The sequence below is a fragment of the Streptomyces sp. NPDC093225 genome, from assembly GCF_044753805.1.
Classification (GTDB): Bacteria; Actinomycetota; Actinomycetes; order Streptomycetales; family Streptomycetaceae; genus Streptomyces.
In genome coordinates this window covers 80,518-94,833 of sequence record NZ_JBIVNX010000003.1, presented here as the reverse complement: position 1 = coordinate 94,833, position 14,316 = coordinate 80,518, and the positions used below count along the sequence as shown (strand labels likewise).

General features: G+C 73.6%; 15 protein-coding genes and 1 pseudogene. 5 read left to right on the top strand and 11 right to left on the bottom strand.

Annotation, left to right across the window (positions count from 1 at the left end; translation table 11 throughout):
• Positions 1-42: 42 nt before the first annotated feature.
• The 3 genes from tadA to ACIQCH_RS04460 all read right to left on the bottom strand — a co-directional run bounded on the left by tadA (position 43) and on the right by ACIQCH_RS04460 (position 1,732).
• Positions 43-471, bottom strand: a complete 429-nt coding sequence (gene tadA, locus ACIQCH_RS04470) for a tRNA adenosine(34) deaminase TadA (RefSeq protein ID WP_402578279.1) — start codon at positions 469-471, stop codon at positions 43-45.
• A gap of 80 nt (positions 472-551) precedes the next feature.
• Positions 552-1,103: a hypothetical protein gene (locus ACIQCH_RS04465; protein ID WP_402577820.1), complete on the bottom strand. Its 552-nt coding sequence runs from the start codon at positions 1,101-1,103 to the stop codon at positions 552-554.
• A 425-nt stretch (positions 1,104-1,528) separates the two neighbouring features.
• A complete protein-coding gene (locus ACIQCH_RS04460; RefSeq protein WP_402577818.1) occupies positions 1,529-1,732 on the bottom strand; it encodes a hypothetical protein in 204 nt (67 codons plus the stop codon).
• 140 nt (positions 1,733-1,872) lie between these two features.
• Here ACIQCH_RS04460 and upp point away from each other — a divergent pair, with 140 nt between their 5' ends.
• Entirely contained in the window at positions 1,873-2,508 is a 636-nt protein-coding gene (upp, locus tag ACIQCH_RS04455; RefSeq protein ID WP_030193540.1) for a uracil phosphoribosyltransferase, read from the top strand.
• Positions 2,509-2,512: 4 nt separating this feature from the next.
• On the opposite strand, the gene ACIQCH_RS04450 is transcribed toward upp, so the two are convergent.
• Together ACIQCH_RS04450 and ACIQCH_RS04445 are read right to left on the bottom strand one after the other, a co-directional pair.
• The gene (locus ACIQCH_RS04450) at positions 2,513-3,151 is read right to left on the bottom strand and encodes a LytR C-terminal domain-containing protein (RefSeq protein WP_402577816.1); all 639 of its coding nucleotides are present in this window, start codon (positions 3,149-3,151) and stop codon (positions 2,513-2,515) included.
• Between the two features lie 103 nt (positions 3,152-3,254).
• Positions 3,255-3,551 carry a type II toxin-antitoxin system VapB family antitoxin gene (locus ACIQCH_RS04445; RefSeq protein WP_003955420.1) on the bottom strand — a complete coding sequence of 99 codons (297 nt, stop codon included), beginning with the start codon at positions 3,549-3,551 and terminating at the stop codon, positions 3,255-3,257.
• 88 nt (positions 3,552-3,639) lie between these two features.
• Between ACIQCH_RS04445 and ACIQCH_RS04440 the strand changes: the two genes are divergently transcribed.
• A complete protein-coding gene (locus ACIQCH_RS04440) occupies positions 3,640-5,271 on the top strand; it encodes a helicase HerA-like domain-containing protein (RefSeq protein ID WP_402577813.1) in 1,632 nt (543 codons plus the stop codon).
• A gap of 49 nt (positions 5,272-5,320) precedes the next feature.
• Here ACIQCH_RS04440 and opcA read toward each other — a convergent pair whose 3' ends face one another.
• Positions 5,321-6,244, bottom strand: a complete 924-nt coding sequence (gene opcA / locus ACIQCH_RS04435) for a glucose-6-phosphate dehydrogenase assembly protein OpcA (protein ID WP_402577811.1) — start codon at positions 6,242-6,244, stop codon at positions 5,321-5,323.
• A 406-nt stretch (positions 6,245-6,650) separates the two neighbouring features.
• A pseudogene (locus tag ACIQCH_RS04430) lies at positions 6,651-7,232 on the bottom strand (HhH-GPD-type base excision DNA repair protein); the annotation flags it as partial.
• A 121-nt stretch (positions 7,233-7,353) separates the two neighbouring features.
• On the opposite strand from ACIQCH_RS04430, the gene ACIQCH_RS04425 reads away from it, so the two are divergent.
• Positions 7,354-8,151, top strand: a complete 798-nt coding sequence (locus ACIQCH_RS04425) for a VOC family protein (RefSeq protein ID WP_402577809.1) — start codon at positions 7,354-7,356, stop codon at positions 8,149-8,151.
• Between the two features lie 31 nt (positions 8,152-8,182).
• Here the strand turns inward: ACIQCH_RS04425 and ACIQCH_RS04420 are convergent, their stop codons facing one another.
• Entirely contained in the window at positions 8,183-9,211 is a 1,029-nt protein-coding gene (locus tag ACIQCH_RS04420; protein ID WP_402577807.1) for a DUF5937 family protein, read from the bottom strand.
• A gap of 86 nt (positions 9,212-9,297) precedes the next feature.
• Between ACIQCH_RS04420 and ACIQCH_RS04415 the strand changes: the two genes are divergently transcribed.
• Positions 9,298-10,527, top strand: a complete 1,230-nt coding sequence (locus tag ACIQCH_RS04415; RefSeq protein ID WP_402577805.1) for an MFS transporter — start codon at positions 9,298-9,300, stop codon at positions 10,525-10,527.
• A 28-nt stretch (positions 10,528-10,555) separates the two neighbouring features.
• Here the strand turns inward: ACIQCH_RS04415 and ACIQCH_RS04410 are convergent, their stop codons facing one another.
• Together ACIQCH_RS04410 and ACIQCH_RS04405 are read right to left on the bottom strand one after the other, a co-directional pair.
• Positions 10,556-10,981 (bottom strand): hypothetical protein, encoded by a 426-nt coding sequence (locus ACIQCH_RS04410; RefSeq protein ID WP_402577803.1) that lies wholly within the window; start codon positions 10,979-10,981, stop codon positions 10,556-10,558.
• The gene (locus ACIQCH_RS04405) at positions 10,978-11,256 is read right to left on the bottom strand and encodes a CopG family transcriptional regulator (RefSeq protein ID WP_402577801.1); all 279 of its coding nucleotides are present in this window, start codon (positions 11,254-11,256) and stop codon (positions 10,978-10,980) included. Before ACIQCH_RS04405 ends, ACIQCH_RS04410 begins: the two co-directional genes overlap by 4 nt.
• Positions 11,257-11,315: 59 nt before the next feature.
• Here ACIQCH_RS04405 and ACIQCH_RS04400 point away from each other — a divergent pair, with 59 nt between their 5' ends.
• The gene (locus ACIQCH_RS04400) at positions 11,316-11,609 is read left to right on the top strand and encodes a type II toxin-antitoxin system PemK/MazF family toxin (protein WP_402577799.1); all 294 of its coding nucleotides are present in this window, start codon (positions 11,316-11,318) and stop codon (positions 11,607-11,609) included.
• Between the two features lie 18 nt (positions 11,610-11,627).
• Here the strand turns inward: ACIQCH_RS04400 and ACIQCH_RS04395 are convergent, their stop codons facing one another.
• Positions 11,628-14,048 carry a helicase-associated domain-containing protein gene (locus tag ACIQCH_RS04395; RefSeq protein WP_402577797.1) on the bottom strand — a complete coding sequence of 807 codons (2,421 nt, stop codon included), beginning with the start codon at positions 14,046-14,048 and terminating at the stop codon, positions 11,628-11,630.
• Between the last annotated feature and the right edge of the window lie 268 nt (positions 14,049-14,316).

Sequence of the window (14,316 nt, the reverse complement as noted above, 5' to 3'; positions counted from 1 at the left end):
TGGACCTCCGGGCGGCCTTCCGCGGCGGCCCTCGGAGGGCCGTCAGCGGTCGCGGAAGAAGGCCGTCAGCTGGGCCGAGCACTCGTCCCCGAGCACTCCGGCGATCACCTCGGGCCGGTGGTTGAGCCGCCGGTCGCGGACGAGGTCCCACAGCGAGCCGGCCGCGCCCGCCTTCTCGTCCACCGCCCCGTAGACCACGCGCGCCACCCGTGACTGGACAATCGCCCCGGCGCACATCACGCACGGCTCCAGGGTCACCACGAGGGTGCATCCGGGCAGCCGCCACTCGCCGAGCTCCGCGGCCCCCCGCCGGAGCGCCAGGACCTCGGCGTGCGCGGTCGGGTCGGCCGTCGCCTCGCGCTCGTTGTGCCCCGTCGCCAGGACGGAGCCGTCGGGCGCGAGGAGGACGGCGCCGACCGGCACGTCGCCGGCCCGCGCCGCCGCCACGGCCTCGGCCATCGCCCGGCGCATCGCGCCGTGCCAGGGGTCGCGGACCGGATCGGCGGGCGCCGTTCCGGCCCGCGGCGGACCGGGCCGTTCCTCGGTGCTCACTAGCGGACGGTCTCCAGTACCTCGGAGGCGCCCAGCGCGTCCGCGATCTCGGCGAGGGCGTCCTCGGCCAGGGAGAGCAGCTCCTTCTGGGACATGCCGAGGTCGGCGAGGATGTGCAGGTCCCCGATCGGCCCGGGCGGGACGGCCTCCTCGGAGGTCTCCGCGTCGTCGTCCCCGTCCTCGTCCGGCCCGGCGGCGGCCGCGGGCTCGCCGTCCTCCGTGCCGTCGAGGTCGGTGAAGTCGTCGAGGTCGTCGTCGGAACCCGGGTCGCGGCCGAGCAGTTCGTCGGTCAGCAGGATCTCCCCGTACGAACTCCGGGCCGCGGCAGCCGCGTCCGACACGTAGATGCGGGGGTCGTCCTCGCCGTCGAGGCGGACGAGGGCGAACCAGGAGTCCTCCTGCTCGATGAAGACGAGGACGGTCTCCTCGTCGTCGGCCGAGGCTTCACGGGCCAGTTCAGTCAGATCGGACAGCGTCTCGACGTCGTCGAGATCCGTGTCGCTCGCTTCCCACCCGTCTTCGGTGCGCGCGAGCAGTGCGGCGAAGTACACCGTGACTCTCCCACTGGTCATAGGCGTGCCGGTTGGGGGTCCCCCCGGCCGGAGGTCGGGCGAGGTGGAACGGTCGTCATGCCGTTCCGTGCCCCGCCCAATCGGCATCGTGGCAGAAACGGCGGCGTTGCGAGAGGTCTTCCGCGCTTGCGTCGCGTGGCGCCGCGCCGCCCTTCGGCCGGGTCAGGGCAGGTGGGGCGAGGTCCGGGGCCCCGGCGAGCGGCTCCGAACACCGTGCGAAATCCTTTCCGCGGCCCGCATCGGGGGGATCGGTCGGGCGGATCGGCGCGGCGGAACGGAGGGGCGGATCCCCGGCGGATCGCGGGGCGGATCCGGCCGGCCCGGCGCGCGGCACGGGCGCGCCGTGCGGTCCCCCGTGCCGGGGGCGGTCGCCGTCGCCGGGTCCTGGACGCGCAGGTCGGGGCCTAGAACCAGCGGAACGTACGCATCCGCATCTGCTGGCGCATCCGGGCCGCGCGGGCCCGCCGCGGCTGGACGCGGTCGCGCAGCTCGCGGGCCTCGTGGAGCTCGCGGAGGAACTGGGCGCGCCGCTGTCTGCGCTGCGCCGCCGTCTCCTCGGGACCCGCGTCCGTCCGGTCCGTCGTTTCCCTCTGCTTCTGGTCGTGCATCGGCACCACCCCGGGCTGGTTGCGTCGTCCTCCGTCGCGTCGCGACGGAGACCCCCCGCTCCCACCTTCCCCCGGACAGGCACTTTGACGCCAGTGCCGGACAGCACTCGGCAGGGCCCGGCCCGGTTACTGTTGGGTCCATGCGGATCCACGTCGTCGACCACCCGCTGGTGGCGCACAAACTCACCACGCTGCGCGACAAGCGCACCGACTCCCCGACCTTCCGGCGGCTCGCCGACGAACTGGTCACCCTCCTCGCGTACGAGGCCACGCGGGACGTGCGCACCGAGCAGGCCGACATCGAGACCCCGGTCGCCCCGACCACGGGCGTGAAGATGTCGTACCCGCGTCCGCTGGTCGTCCCGATCCTGCGGGCGGGCCTGGGCATGCTCGACGGCATGGTGCGGCTGCTGCCGACCGCCGAGGTCGGCTTCATGGGCATGGTCCGCAACGAGGAGACCCTGGAGGCCTCCACGTACGCGACCCGGATGCCCGAGGACCTCTCCGGCCGCCAGGTGTACGTGGTGGACCCGATGCTGGCCACCGGCGGCACGCTCGTCGCGGCGATCCAGGAGCTGATCAAGCGCGGGGCGGACGACGTCACGGCCGTCGTGCTGCTGGCCGCTCCGGAGGGCATCGAGGTCATGGAGCGCGACCTGGCCGGCCAGCCGGTGACGGTCGTGACGGCGTCGATCGACGAGCGCCTCAACGAGCACGGCTACATCGTGCCGGGCCTGGGCGACGCCGGCGACCGCATGTACGGCGCGGCCGAGTAGCGCCTCAGCACCTGGAGGAGGGCGCGGGAGCGGGGTGGGCCAGTGCGGCCAGCACCTTGTCCGCGTCCTCCTTCTTGCTGAGCTCCTTGAAGGCCGTGCCCAGGATCAGGTCGACGTCCGCGGTCGCGCGGGTGTCGGTCTGCTGCGTGGCACCCGTCAGCTGGGCGCCGAGCACGGAGTAGGCGGCCTTGTCGGTCTTGGGCGAGCCGAGCAGTATCCCGGTGCCGGCCACCTTCTTGTCGAAGGTGGCGGGGGCGTTGCCGACCTTGCCGACCTTGAAGCCGCGTTTGCGGAGCTCGTCGCCGACCGCCTTGGCCAGACCGCTGCGCGGGGTGGCGTTGTAGACGTTGACCGTGATCTGGGCCGGTTCGGGCAGCGCGACGGCCGGTGCCGCGGAGGCGGCCGCCGTACGGGCCCGGGTCGTGCCGGTGCAGTCCTTGCCGTGGCCCGCGGCGGTCTTCTTGTCGTCGCCCCGGAACACGTCGATGAGCTGCAGGGTCCCGTATCCGAGCAGGCCGAGGGCCAGGATCGAACCGAGGATTGCGAGCACGATCCGGCGGCGCCGGGGGCGGCGCATGCGGGGGTAAGCGGTACCCGTGACGCGGTACTTTCCGCCCATGCCAGGGGGAGTGAGCATGCTCATGGGCGCAGCGTAGTGCGACCTGGTGACGATGCCTACTAAATGATCTATGAATAGCCCACGGGAGACCCGAAAGGCGCAACCCGCGCCTTTCGGGCGGCGGGGCTCAGCCCAGTTCGAGCACGCGGGCGTGCAGCACCTGGCGCTGCTGGAGGGCCGCGCGCACCGCGCGGTGCAGCCCGTCCTCCAGGTAGAGATCGCCCTGCCACTTCACGACGTGCGCGAAGAGGTCGCCGTAGAACGTCGAGTCCTCGGCGAGGAGCGTCTCGAGGTCCAGCTGGCCCTTGGTGGTGACGAGCTGGTCGAGGCGGACCGGGCGCGGCGCGACGTCCGCCCACTGCCGGGTGCTTTCCCGGCCGTGGTCGGGGTACGGCCGCCCGTTTCCGATGCGCTTGAAGATCACACGGAAAGCCTACCGGGCCGGTGCCCACGGGCGCAGCCTCGGGACGGCGGTGCGAAAGTGGCAAATGCCGCCAATTAGGGAGTGATCTATGTCGGACAGCACCCTGGAAAGCACCCCCTCGGGCGGTGCGGGCCCGGCCGCGGAGATCGCCGCCGGTTACGCGTTCGACGGGCCCGCGCTCGACCTGGGCGCCCTGCTCTGGGGCGGTGCCTGCCTCCCGGAGCACCGGATCCGCATCCCGCTCGCGATGCTCAACCGGCACGGTCTGGTCGCGGGCGCGACCGGCACCGGCAAGACCAAGACCCTCCAGCTGATCGCCGAGCAGCTGTCCGCCCAGGGCGTACCGGTCTTCCTCGCCGACATCAAGGGCGACGTCTCGGGCGTTTCGGCGCCGGGCGCCCCGAACGACCGGATCACGGCCCGGGCCGCCGAGGTGGGCCAGGAGTGGCGGCCGGCGGGGTGCCCCGCCGAGTTCTACGCGCTGGGCGGCCTCGGGTCCGGCATCCCGGTCAGGGCGAGCGTGACCAGCTTCGGCCCGGTGCTGCTGTCGAAGGTCCTCCAGCTGAACCGGACGCAGGAGCAGTCCCTCGGGCTGATCTTCCACTACGCCGACGCCAAGGGCCTGGAGCTGGTCGACCTCAAGGACCTGCGGGCCGTGGTCGCCTTCCTCGTCTCCGACCGGGGGAAGGCGGAGCTCAAGGGCATCGGCGGCCTCTCGACGGTGACCGCCGGCGTCATCCTGCGGGCCCTGACCGCCTTCGAGCAGCAGGGGGCGGCCGAGTTCTTCGGGGAGCCCGAGTTCGACACCGGCGAGCTGCTGCGGACCGCGCCCGACGGGCGGGGCCTGGTCTCCGTACTGGAGCTGCCGGCCGTGCAGGACCGGCCGCAGCTGTTCTCCACCTTCCTGATGTGGCTGCTGGCGGACCTGTTCCACGACCTGCCGGAGGTCGGCGACGTCGACCGGCCGAAGCTGGTCTTCTTCTTCGACGAGGCGCACCTGCTCTTCGACGGCGCGTCCAAGGCGTTCCTGCAGGCGATCACCCAGACGGTGCGGCTGATCCGCTCCAAGGGCGTCGGGATCTTCTTCGTCACCCAGACCCCGAAGGACGTCCCCGGGGACGTCCTCGCGCAGCTCGGCAACCGGGTGCAGCACGCGCTGCGCGCCTTCACCCCCGACGACGCCAAGGCGCTCAAGGCGACCGTGCGGACCTTCCCCGTCTCCGCGTACGACCTGGAGGAGGTGCTCACCGGGCTCGGCACCGGCGAGGCCGTGGTCACGGTGCTGAGCGAGAAGGGCGCCCCGACACCGGTGGCGGCCACCCGGCTGGGCGCGCCGCGGTCCCTGATGGGGCCCGTCGACCCCGCGGACCTGGACCGGGCGGTCAAGGCTTCGCCGCTGTACGCGCGGTACGCCGAGGCCGTGGACCGCGAGTCGGCGTACGAGAAGATCAGCGCCGAGCAGGCGGCGGCCGAGGCGGCCGCCCTGGCGGCGGCGCAGGCCGCGGAGGCGGAGAAGCAGGCGGCGCGCGCCGGGAAAGAGGCGGCGCGCGCCGGGAAACGGGCGGGGCCGGCCGGGCGGCGCGCGCCCGAGGAGCCGCCGTCGGTGGTCGAGCAGGTGGTGGGCAGCGGCCTCTTCACGTCGCTGGCCCGGTCGGTCGGGACGCAGTTGGGCCGGGAGATCTCCCGCTCGATCTTCGGGACGGCCCGCCGGCGGCGGTGACGGGGCCGGGGCCAAGGGGGGTGCCCGGCCCTGATCCGCCGGACGCCCCCTACTCGGGCTCGGTGAGGTTCCGGCGCAGCGCGGCCCCGTAGACCTGGTCGGCGTCCAGGTGCCGCAGCTCCTCCGAGATCAGCTCCGCCGTGGAACGGATCTTCAGGGCGACCTTGCGGTCGGGCTGGCCCGGTACCCCGAGGACGGCCAGGGCGCCCTGGGGCCGGTCCACCGAGATCTCGCCGGCCTCGGTCCGCAGCCGTACCCGCGTGATCACCGGCCCCTCCGTGACCACCCGCTCCACCGGCACCTTCAGCCGCGCCGACAGCCAGCGGGCCAGCAGCTCGGCGCTCGGGTTCTCCGCCTCGCTCTCCACCGCGGCCCCGGTCACCGGCTGCCGCTGCTGGTCCAGCGCGGCCGCCAGGAGCGAGCGCCACAGCGTGAGCCGGGTCCAGGCCAGGTCGGTGTCGCCGGGCGCGTACGAGGTGGCCCGGTCCTCCAGCGCGCCGAGCTGGTCGGGGTTGGCGTACGCGTCGGTGATCCGCCGCTGGGCCAGCACGCCCAGGGGGTCGCGGCCCACGTCGGCGGGGGCGTCCGCGGGCCACCAGGCCACCACGGGGGCGTCCGGCAGCAGCAGCGGCAGGACGACGGAGCCGGTGTGCCGGGTGAGCTCGCCGTGCAGCCGCAGCAGCACGATCTCGCCGCTCCCGGCGTCCGAGCCGACGCGCAGCTCGGCGTCGAGCCGGGTCTGGCGCTGCAGGTGGTGGGCCCGGGCCGTGCGCTTGATGACGGCGATGATCCGGCAGGGGTGTTCGTGGGAGGCCTCGGAGGCCGCCCGAACCGCGTCGTACGCGTTCTCCTCGTCCGTGACGATGAGGAGGGTGAGGACCATGCCCAGGGTCGGGCTCCCGATGGCACGGCGCGCCTCGAGCAGCGCGGCGTTGACCTTGCTGGAGGTGGTGTCGGTGAGTTCGGTCTTCATGGTCGCGAGTCTCGCAGCCCTTCCGTGGTCAGGAGGTGCGCTTGGTGGTCTTGGCGGCGGCCGGGGCGGGCCTGGCCGGCTGGGCGGCCTTGGCGGCCCCGTACCCGGTGGCGGCCCGCCCGGTGCGGGGCGCGGAGGTCCGGGCGGCGGCGCTCGTCGCGCCGTCGTCCCGGGCCGCGGTGGCCGCCTTCGCCGTCTTCGCCGTCGTCTTGACCGGCGGCCGGCCCGCCGCGTCGCCCGGGGCCCCGGCCTCGGCCGCCGCCCGGGCGGGCCGCGCCGTCTCGGCCGGCTGGGCGGTCTTGGCGGCTCCGTACCCGGTGGCGGCCCGGCCGGTGCGGGGCGCGGAGGTCTGCCCGGCCGTGACGGCCGCGCCGGACTTCGCCGCCCGCGCGGCGGCGGCCGTACCGGCCTTCGCGGCCTTGGCCGCCGCCTTCATCTCCTGCTTGTGGAGCCGTACCTGGGCCAGTGACTCGGGGCCGGTGATGTCGGCCGCCGAGCGGTAGCATCCGTCCTCGCCGTACGACCCCGCGGCCTCCCGCCACCCGCTCGGCCGCACCCCGTACTGCTTGCCGAGCAGGGCGAGGAAGATCTTCGCCTTCTGTTCGCCGAAGCCGGGCAGCTCCCTGAGCCGGGCCAGCAGCTCGGTGCCGCTGCCGGCGCTCTCCCAGAGGGCGGCGGCGTCGCCGTCGTAGTGCTCCACCAGGAACTGGCACAACTGCTGGATCCGCTGCGCCATCGAGCCGGGGTAGCGGTGCACGGCGGGCTTCTCCGACAGGAGCGCGGCGAAGGACTCCGGGTCGTACGCGGCGATCGCGTGCGCGTCGAGGTCGTCCGCGCCCATCCGGGTGGCGATGGTGTACGGGCCCGAGAACGCCCACTCCATCGGCACCTGCTGGTCCAGCAGCATGCCGGTCAGGGCGGCCAGCGGGCTGCGGCCGAGCAGGGCGTCGGCCTCGGGCTGCTGGGCCAGGTGGATCTGGATGTCCATGTCTCCATGGTCGGCGCTTCCGCGTTCCGCCGCGCGGGCGCGACTCCGGATGGCTAGCGTGATGGACCGGGACGAATTGCCGCATTCGGTGATCGCGATCGAACGAGACGGAGCCAGATCAATGACTGATTTCCCGGAAGGCGCGCCGTGCTGGGCGGACGCCATGTTCGCCGACCTGGAGGGTGCCAAGAGCTTCTACGGGGACGTCCTCGGCTGGACGTTCGGCGAGAGCGCGAGCGAGTACGGCAACTACACGCAGGCCTATTCGGACGGCAAGGCCGTCGCGGCGATCGTCCCGCCCATGCCCGGCTCCGAGGGCCACTCGGCGTGGTGCCTCTACCTCTCCTCGCGCGACGTGAACGCGACCGCGGAGAAGGTCAAGGCGGCCGGCGGCACGCTCCTGATGGAGCCGATGCAGGTCGGTTCGTTCGGCTCGATGATGCTCGCCACGGAGCCGGGCGGGGCGGTCTTCGGCGCGTGGCAGAGCGGTGACCACAAGGGCTTCGAGAAGACGGGCGAGCCGGGCTCCTTCGCCTGGGCCGAGTTCTTCAGCCGCGAGCCCGCCAGGACCGACGACTTCCTGCGCGCCGTCTTCCCGTACCACGCGAAGAAGATCGACGACCCGGGGATGGACTACAAGGTGTTCGACCTCGGCGGCGAGATGCCGGTGCTGGGGCGGATGCAGATGGGCGACGACTTCCCGCCGCAGGTCCCGTCGTACGTGTGCGTCTACTTCGCGGTGGACGACTGCGACGCGGCGGTCAAGCGGGCCACGGACCGCGGGGCGACGCTCCAGTTCGGCCCGATGGGCAGCCCCTTCGGGCGCTTCGCGGCCCTGACCGACCCGCAGGGCGCGAACTTCTCGGTGATCGACATGACGACCACCGAGGGCGAGATGCCGAACATGTCGGACGCGTAGCGGGGCCGCACGGGCGGGCCCGCGGCCGGGGTCAGCCCGCGGTCGGGGTCAGGAGCGCGTCGGCGACCGCCGTGCGGGCGTACAGCACCGAGCGGCCGCTGCGGTGGGCGGTGACCAGGCCGGCGTCGCGCAACGCCGTCAGGTGCTGCGAGACGCCGGCCGTCGACAGGCCCGAGACGCGGGCGAGTTCGGTGGTCGAGGCCGGGGTGTCCAGCTCGGTCAGGAGCAGGGTCCGGGAACGGCCGAGGACCGCCGCCATCGCTTCGGCGGCACCGGTCGGGCGCGGTTCCCACAGGTTCCCGGTCCCGCGCGCCGGATAGGCCAGCTGGGGCGGCTCCCCCGCGCTGGTCCGGGTCAGCACCCGCGGCCAGGCGAAGACCGACGGCACGAGCAGCAGCCCGGCGCCGGCCTCGTCGCGGGTCAGCGCGCACGCCCGGCGCAGCAGGCTCAGCGTGCCGTCGTCCCAGCGCACCGTCTCGTGCAGCTCGTTGAGCACGTGTGCGGAACCGTGCTCGGCCACCTGCCGGGCCCGGTGGAAGACGTCGGCCTCCAGCAGCTTGCGGATCCGGGCCCAGTACGGGGCGAGCGCCAGCTCCCAGTACGTCTCCACCTCGGCCGCGACCTTCTCCAGCGCCGCGGCCGGGTCCTCGGCCAGCAGCCGCAGGCGGGGGCTCGTGCCGGAGCCGGTGCCGGTGGTGCGTTGGGTGCCGGTGTCCCGTCCGGTGCTGCGTGCCAGCGTGTCGAGGTCCCGCCGGACCTGTTCGGGCGTGCTCGCGCGCACCGCGTCGAGCTCCGCCCCCAGGGTGGGGAAGGGCGTGGCCGGGGAGGGGTTGAGGAAGTCGACGAGGTAGCCGTGGGCCGGCACCAGCTCCGCCAGCCAGCCGCGGTCGAGTCCGGCGGCGGCCAGCCGGGGGCGCACCTGGGCGACCCAGCGGCCGTGCAGGGGGGACGCGGCGGTGTCGCGCAGCAGGCGGTAGCCGGTCACCACCTCCCACATGGGAGAGACCGCGAACCGGGTCTGCGCCAGGTCCGCCGCGGAGAAGCTGAGTCCGGTGTCCATGAGCCGTGCCGCCCTCCCAACCCTGTTGGATTCGGCCAGAGCTTAATCAATTCCGGGCCGCCGGGGTCGCCCCGCAGGCTCCTCCCATGCCCACCAAGTCCGCTGCCTCCGCGCTGCTCCCCGCCTCCTTCCGGGGCCTGCCGCCCACCGTCTGGACGGTCTTCTCCGGCACGATCGTCAACCGCGTCGGGTACCTCGTCACCCCGTTCCTCGTCTTCTTCCTGGCCGCCCGCGGGGTGACCGGGACCAGCACCTCGTACGTGCTCGGGGCGCTGGGCGCCGGCAACCTGCTCGGGCCCGCCCTCGGCGGCGTGCTCGCCGACCGCCTCGGGCGCCGCCCGACCATGCTGCTCGGGCTGGTCGGCGCGGCGGCCGCGCAGGGCGCCCTGTTCCTCGCACCCGGGGTGCCGGCGATGGCCGCGGCCGCGCTGCTGGTCAGCGCCTGCGGCGCGCTCGTCGCGCCGGCCGCGTTCGCGCTCATGGCCGACACCGTCGAGCCGGCGCACCGGCAGCAGGCGTACGCACTGCTCGGCTGGGGCGTGAACATCGGCACGGCCGTGGCCGGGGTGCTCGGCGGGTTCCTGGCCGCCCGGGGCTACTGGCTCCTGTTCGCCGTCGACGCCGCGAGCATGCTGCTGTACGCGGCGGTCGTCGCGACCCGCCTGCCGGAGCCGCCGCGCGCCGCGGCCCCCGCCCCGGGCGGGACCGAGGGGGCCGGCGTCGGCTACGGCATCGTGCTGCGCGACCGGCTGGCCCTCGCGCTGCTGCCGCTGCTCGGCGTGCAGCTCTTCGTCTACTCCCTCACCGAGGTCGCGCTGCCGCTGGCCGTCCACGACAGCGGTCTGTCCCCGGCGGTCTACGGGGCCCTGGCGGCCGTCAACGCGGTCCTGGTCGTCGTCCTGCAGCCGTTCGCCACCGCCCGGCTGGCCCGGCTGCCGCAGCTGCCGGTGCACTGCGCGGGCAGCGTGCTCGTCGCGGTCGGCGTGGCGCTGACCGGGGTGGCCGACGGCGTCGCGGGGTACACCGCGTCGGTGGTGGTCTGGTCGGTGGGCGAGGTGGTCGTGGCGGGCATCGGTGCCGCGGTGATCGCGAACCTGGCGCCGGCGCACGCCCGCGGCCGCTACCAGGGGGCGTTCAGCTGGACGTGGGGCGTGGCCCGCTTCGGCGCCCTCACCCTCGGCGTCACCGTGTACACCGGCCTGGGCCCCGCGGTCCTGTGGTGGGGCGCCCTGGCCGCCGGCACCGCCTGCGCCGCCGCCACCCTGGCCCTGGCTCCCCGCACCCGCCCCCGCCTCACCCACGCCTTGGCGGCATGAGCCCCGAGCAGGGACGAGGGGGGCCGTGTCAGACCTTCTTGACGACGACGGTGTCCGGGAGGAGCTTTTCCAGATCGTCGGTGTCCGAGGTGAAGACGGTGACCTGTCCCTTCTGCTGTCGGGCAATGACGGCGAGCACGGCGTCGATCGCGTACTCGTGGCCGTGCAGCGTGGCGTCGGCCAGCAGTCGGCGGGCCTGGCGGGCTTCGTCCTTGCCGATGTCGGCGACCTTGAGCCGGGACAGCACCCAGTCCCAGCGCTGCTCGGTGGTTCTGCCGTCGTACGCCTCGACCAGCGTCATGGGTGAGGTCACCACCTCGGCCTCACCCCCGGCCGCGAGTTCGAGCCAGGCGATCATCTTCCGATCGCCGCGCACGGCCAGGGACAGGGCCTCGCAGTCGAGTACGAAGACGCGCGGTGGCCGCCGCTCGCGCTCACCGGCGCGCTTCTTCACGCGGCCTCTCCGGCATCGTGCCCTTCGGCGGTGCGGCGGCGCGCGTGCTCGGCGTCGAGATCACCCAGTCCCGCGAGGGCTGCCGCGCGCTCGTCCTCGGTGACCGGCCCGTGTTCCTCCTGCAGCCAGTCGACCAGCTCCAGCAGCCGGTCCCGATCGCGCTTGAATCGCAGCGCTTCGGCCACGTACGCCGAAAGCCCCCGCTCGGCCGCCTCGGCGCGGATCTCGGCGAGGAGATCTTCAGGGATCGTCACCGTGACTTTTTTCGTCGCCATACAAGAGACCATACTCCAGGTGTGAACGCCCTTACCGGGATTCGCCGAACCAGTCGGGCGTGCCGCAACCGGTCGGGCCGCACCACGTCGTCGTCCTCACCGTCAACCGGATCGCGGAGCCGCTCGCCTCGCTGACGGTCGCGCTGATCACCGGCACGTCCGGTCCGCAGGTCACTCTTGTTCCGATCGGTCCTGACGCCGGACTGACGAGGTACGACGAGTCGTACGTGGAGTGTGCTGACCTCCACACGGTCGCGAAGTCGCGGTTGCGGGGGAAGCTGGGGCTGCTCGCGCCGGGTGAACTGCACCGTGTGGAGGACTCGGTCCGGCTGATTCTCGGGCTGCAGCGCTGACCCGGTGCGCGGACTGAACTACGAGGGCATGACGCCGTGGATGCGGGACAGCGTGAAGACTCGTTCGGCGTCCCGCAGGTGGCACCACCCTTCGAGGTAGGGCGGGTCGAGTTCGAGGCGGCTCAGGGTACGGACGGTGCGGCTGCCCGAGGCTGCGACGTACTCGACCGTGATGGCGGTGCCGGCGTCGATGGCGTGGCCGAGCTGGCGCACGTCGGCGTAGGTCAGCTGCTCGGCGTACCCGGAGACGATCTCCTCGGTATCCGTTCCGAAGGGGACTCCGGTGCCGAAGGGATCGGGCTCGGGGGCGGTTGGCGGGACGTTCAGCAGGCGGGCTGCCAAAGCGTGTGCGTCGACGACCGCCGACACCTCTGCCGCCCGGTGCGCCGCACGTTCCCTGCCGGTCTTCGCAGAGGCCTTCCGTGGAATGGGAACAGCGGCGGCCCGCTGGGGCGGGACCTTCTCGATGCGTACGGTTCCGTCGGCGGCCTCGGCGACGGGCGCGTAGCCCTCGCTCCGTAGCGCGGCCAGGGTCCGGTCGGGCGCGGCGGCGCTGACGAGCACCGTCGGCGCGAGCTGCCGCAGCCCGAGTGAGGTGAGTCCTCGGTGGGCGGCGAGCTCGGCCAGGAGCGCCGGCTCGCCGCCGTGGATGACGCAGGCGGCGGGGGCGACGCGTACCCGGCCGTGACGGCGTGCCGCATCGGCGATGAGGTAGGACAGCGGCTGTGGCAGGGGCCCCGCCGCGATGGCGGCCAGCTCGGCCGAGATCTCGTCCGGAGTGCGGCCGGCGTCCAGGGCCCGGCGGATGCTGTCGGCGCTGAACCGCCACACCGAGGCCGCCCCACTGGTCTCACGGGCCGCGGTCGCATCCAGGAGCTCGACGAGGGATGCCGCGGGCGTGCCGCTGACGACGGCCGTGAGGTCGCCGCCGAGCAGGGCCGTGCCGGTGGCCTCGGGCAGCAGCCGTCGGCACTCGGCGGCCAGTTCCTCAGCGTCGCCGGCCAGCAGAGCCGCGCCGAGGGGAGAGAGGGAGCCCCGGGCGATGACGCCCAGCAGCTCGGCCTCGCGGATCGTGGTGGCGAACGGTGTCTCGTCCTGGAATGACGGGTGGGCGAGCGGACGGTGCCATGCCACGAGGGGGCCCAGATCCGTGGCGACCCGCGTGCCCCGTCCCTCCGGGAGCCGTGCCGCCGCGGCGAGGAGCCCACCGCGCGCCTGCAGGCAGCCGTCGCAGCGAGGTGTTCCGGCGAGGGCGGGGAGCACCTTGTCGTCCTCGCCGCGGGTCTCGGACGGGGTGCGCGGCAGCAGCCACCATGCCTGGAGAAGCACGGCGAACCGGGCCGCGGGTTCCTGCGCCGCCCAGGCGTCGTACTCCTTGGTGGGTGCGACGCGGGTGCCGTCCGTGGCCAGGAGCCCGACCGAGTGCGCGGTCTCCAGAGCGATGCGCACCACGGCGTCAACGGCATGTGCGGTCTTGCCGATTCGGCCCAGTTCGCGCGCGCCGACCCCACCGGACTTCAGCCGGGACGGTGGAGCCGCCGAGCAGACCGACAGGACCGAGGAGGCGTCGGCCGCGAAGGTCGTGGCTGCCGCTGCTGCCTCCCGCGTCACCTCCACAGCGGTGACGGACACCAGCTCCGCGGTGGGCGGTACGGGTTGGAACGGGGCATGCCAGTCGGGCCCGCGCAACGCCACCGCCACCTCGGCGGGCATGCGGTCCCTCCCGTAGCCGTGGTGATCACGGACGAGGAAGCCCCGGTCCAGGGCCCATCGCGCGCCCGGCCGGGAATCGGCCTCGGGAGCCCCGAACACGATGAACTCCGTCTGCGGCGACACCGACTCCGCTCGTCGCTGAAGCAGCTCCCGGGCGGCAGAAGGAGCCTTCGCGATCACGGAGGCCACGCGCTCCGGATCGCCGTGGTGTTCCAGGACGGCGGCCGCGCGCTGCTGCCTGGTGCCGACCGGTTTGATACCCAGCGCCACGAGCATGCCGCGCAGTTCCTCGGAGGTGACGCCTTCCAGCAGCTTCTCCAGCGGAGCGTCCAGCCCCAGGGGGGCGTCCCAGGCGTGCCGCAACGGGGCGGCCATGTGGAGATCCCCGTCACCGTCCGGCCAGACCAGCGCGTGATCGGCCAGGGTCTCCAGTACGACGTCGAGTTCCCGGGCGGCAGCGGGCGCCGTCGCTCCCAGGGTCTTCGCCAGGGCGCCGCGCGACACCACCCCCAGGGCGGCCAGTGTTTCGGCCACCTGCAGGCACGGCAGCGGGAGCCGCGGCAGAGCGAGCGCCACCGACCCCGGCCGTTGAAGGCGTTCCGCCACTTCCTCCATCGAGCGGGGCTCCGGAGCGGCCACAGCGTCCTTCCGCGCCGCGATGACGCGTGCCAGCCGCGCGCCGTCGAGACCGGCGAGCCAGGCGGTCAGTGTGGATCGGGACGTCATGACAGCACCTCGCCCGGCCGGGAACGTACACGAGGGCCGGATCCGGCCCGCACCGGGACCAAGGATTGCGCATCCCCTCGGTCCGTAGGTGCCGTACGGACGGGTTCACCCGGGGGTGAGCCACTGCCGGGCAGATTCCCGACGCCATCGACATGTCACCCGAGACATGAAGAATGTGGGGGATGAGCGAGACCGCAAGTGAGCCAGGGCGTGCCGTCGGCGCGATCAGGCGCACACCTGCTGAACCCTTGGGAGTACGAGGGATAGG

Excerpts from the sequence above, each read along its gene's own strand:
- ACIQCH_RS04450 (WP_402577816.1), bottom strand. The coding sequence starts at position 3,151 with ATGAGCATGCTCACTCCCCCTGGCATGGGCGGAAAGTACCGCGTCACG.
- ACIQCH_RS04420 (WP_402577807.1), bottom strand. The coding sequence starts at position 9,211 with ATGGACACCGGACTCAGCTTCTCCGCGGCGGACCTGGCGCAGACCCGG.
- ACIQCH_RS04395 (WP_402577797.1), bottom strand. The coding sequence starts at position 14,048 with ATGACGTCCCGATCCACACTGACCGCCTGGCTCGCCGGTCTCGACGGC.
- tadA (WP_402578279.1), bottom strand. The coding sequence starts at position 471 with ATGCGCCGGGCGATGGCCGAGGCCGTGGCGGCGGCGCGGGCCGGCGAC.
- opcA (WP_402577811.1), bottom strand. The coding sequence starts at position 6,244 with ATGAAGACCGAACTCACCGACACCACCTCCAGCAAGGTCAACGCCGCG.
- ACIQCH_RS04405 (WP_402577801.1), bottom strand. The coding sequence starts at position 11,256 with ATGGCGACGAAAAAAGTCACGGTGACGATCCCTGAAGATCTCCTCGCC.
- ACIQCH_RS04425 (WP_402577809.1), top strand. The coding sequence starts at position 7,354 with ATGACTGATTTCCCGGAAGGCGCGCCGTGCTGGGCGGACGCCATGTTC.
- ACIQCH_RS04460 (WP_402577818.1), bottom strand. The coding sequence starts at position 1,732 with ATGCACGACCAGAAGCAGAGGGAAACGACGGACCGGACGGACGCGGGT.
- ACIQCH_RS04440 (WP_402577813.1), top strand. The coding sequence starts at position 3,640 with ATGTCGGACAGCACCCTGGAAAGCACCCCCTCGGGCGGTGCGGGCCCG.
- ACIQCH_RS04415 (WP_402577805.1), top strand. The coding sequence starts at position 9,298 with ATGCCCACCAAGTCCGCTGCCTCCGCGCTGCTCCCCGCCTCCTTCCGG.
- upp (WP_030193540.1), top strand. The coding sequence starts at position 1,873 with ATGCGGATCCACGTCGTCGACCACCCGCTGGTGGCGCACAAACTCACC.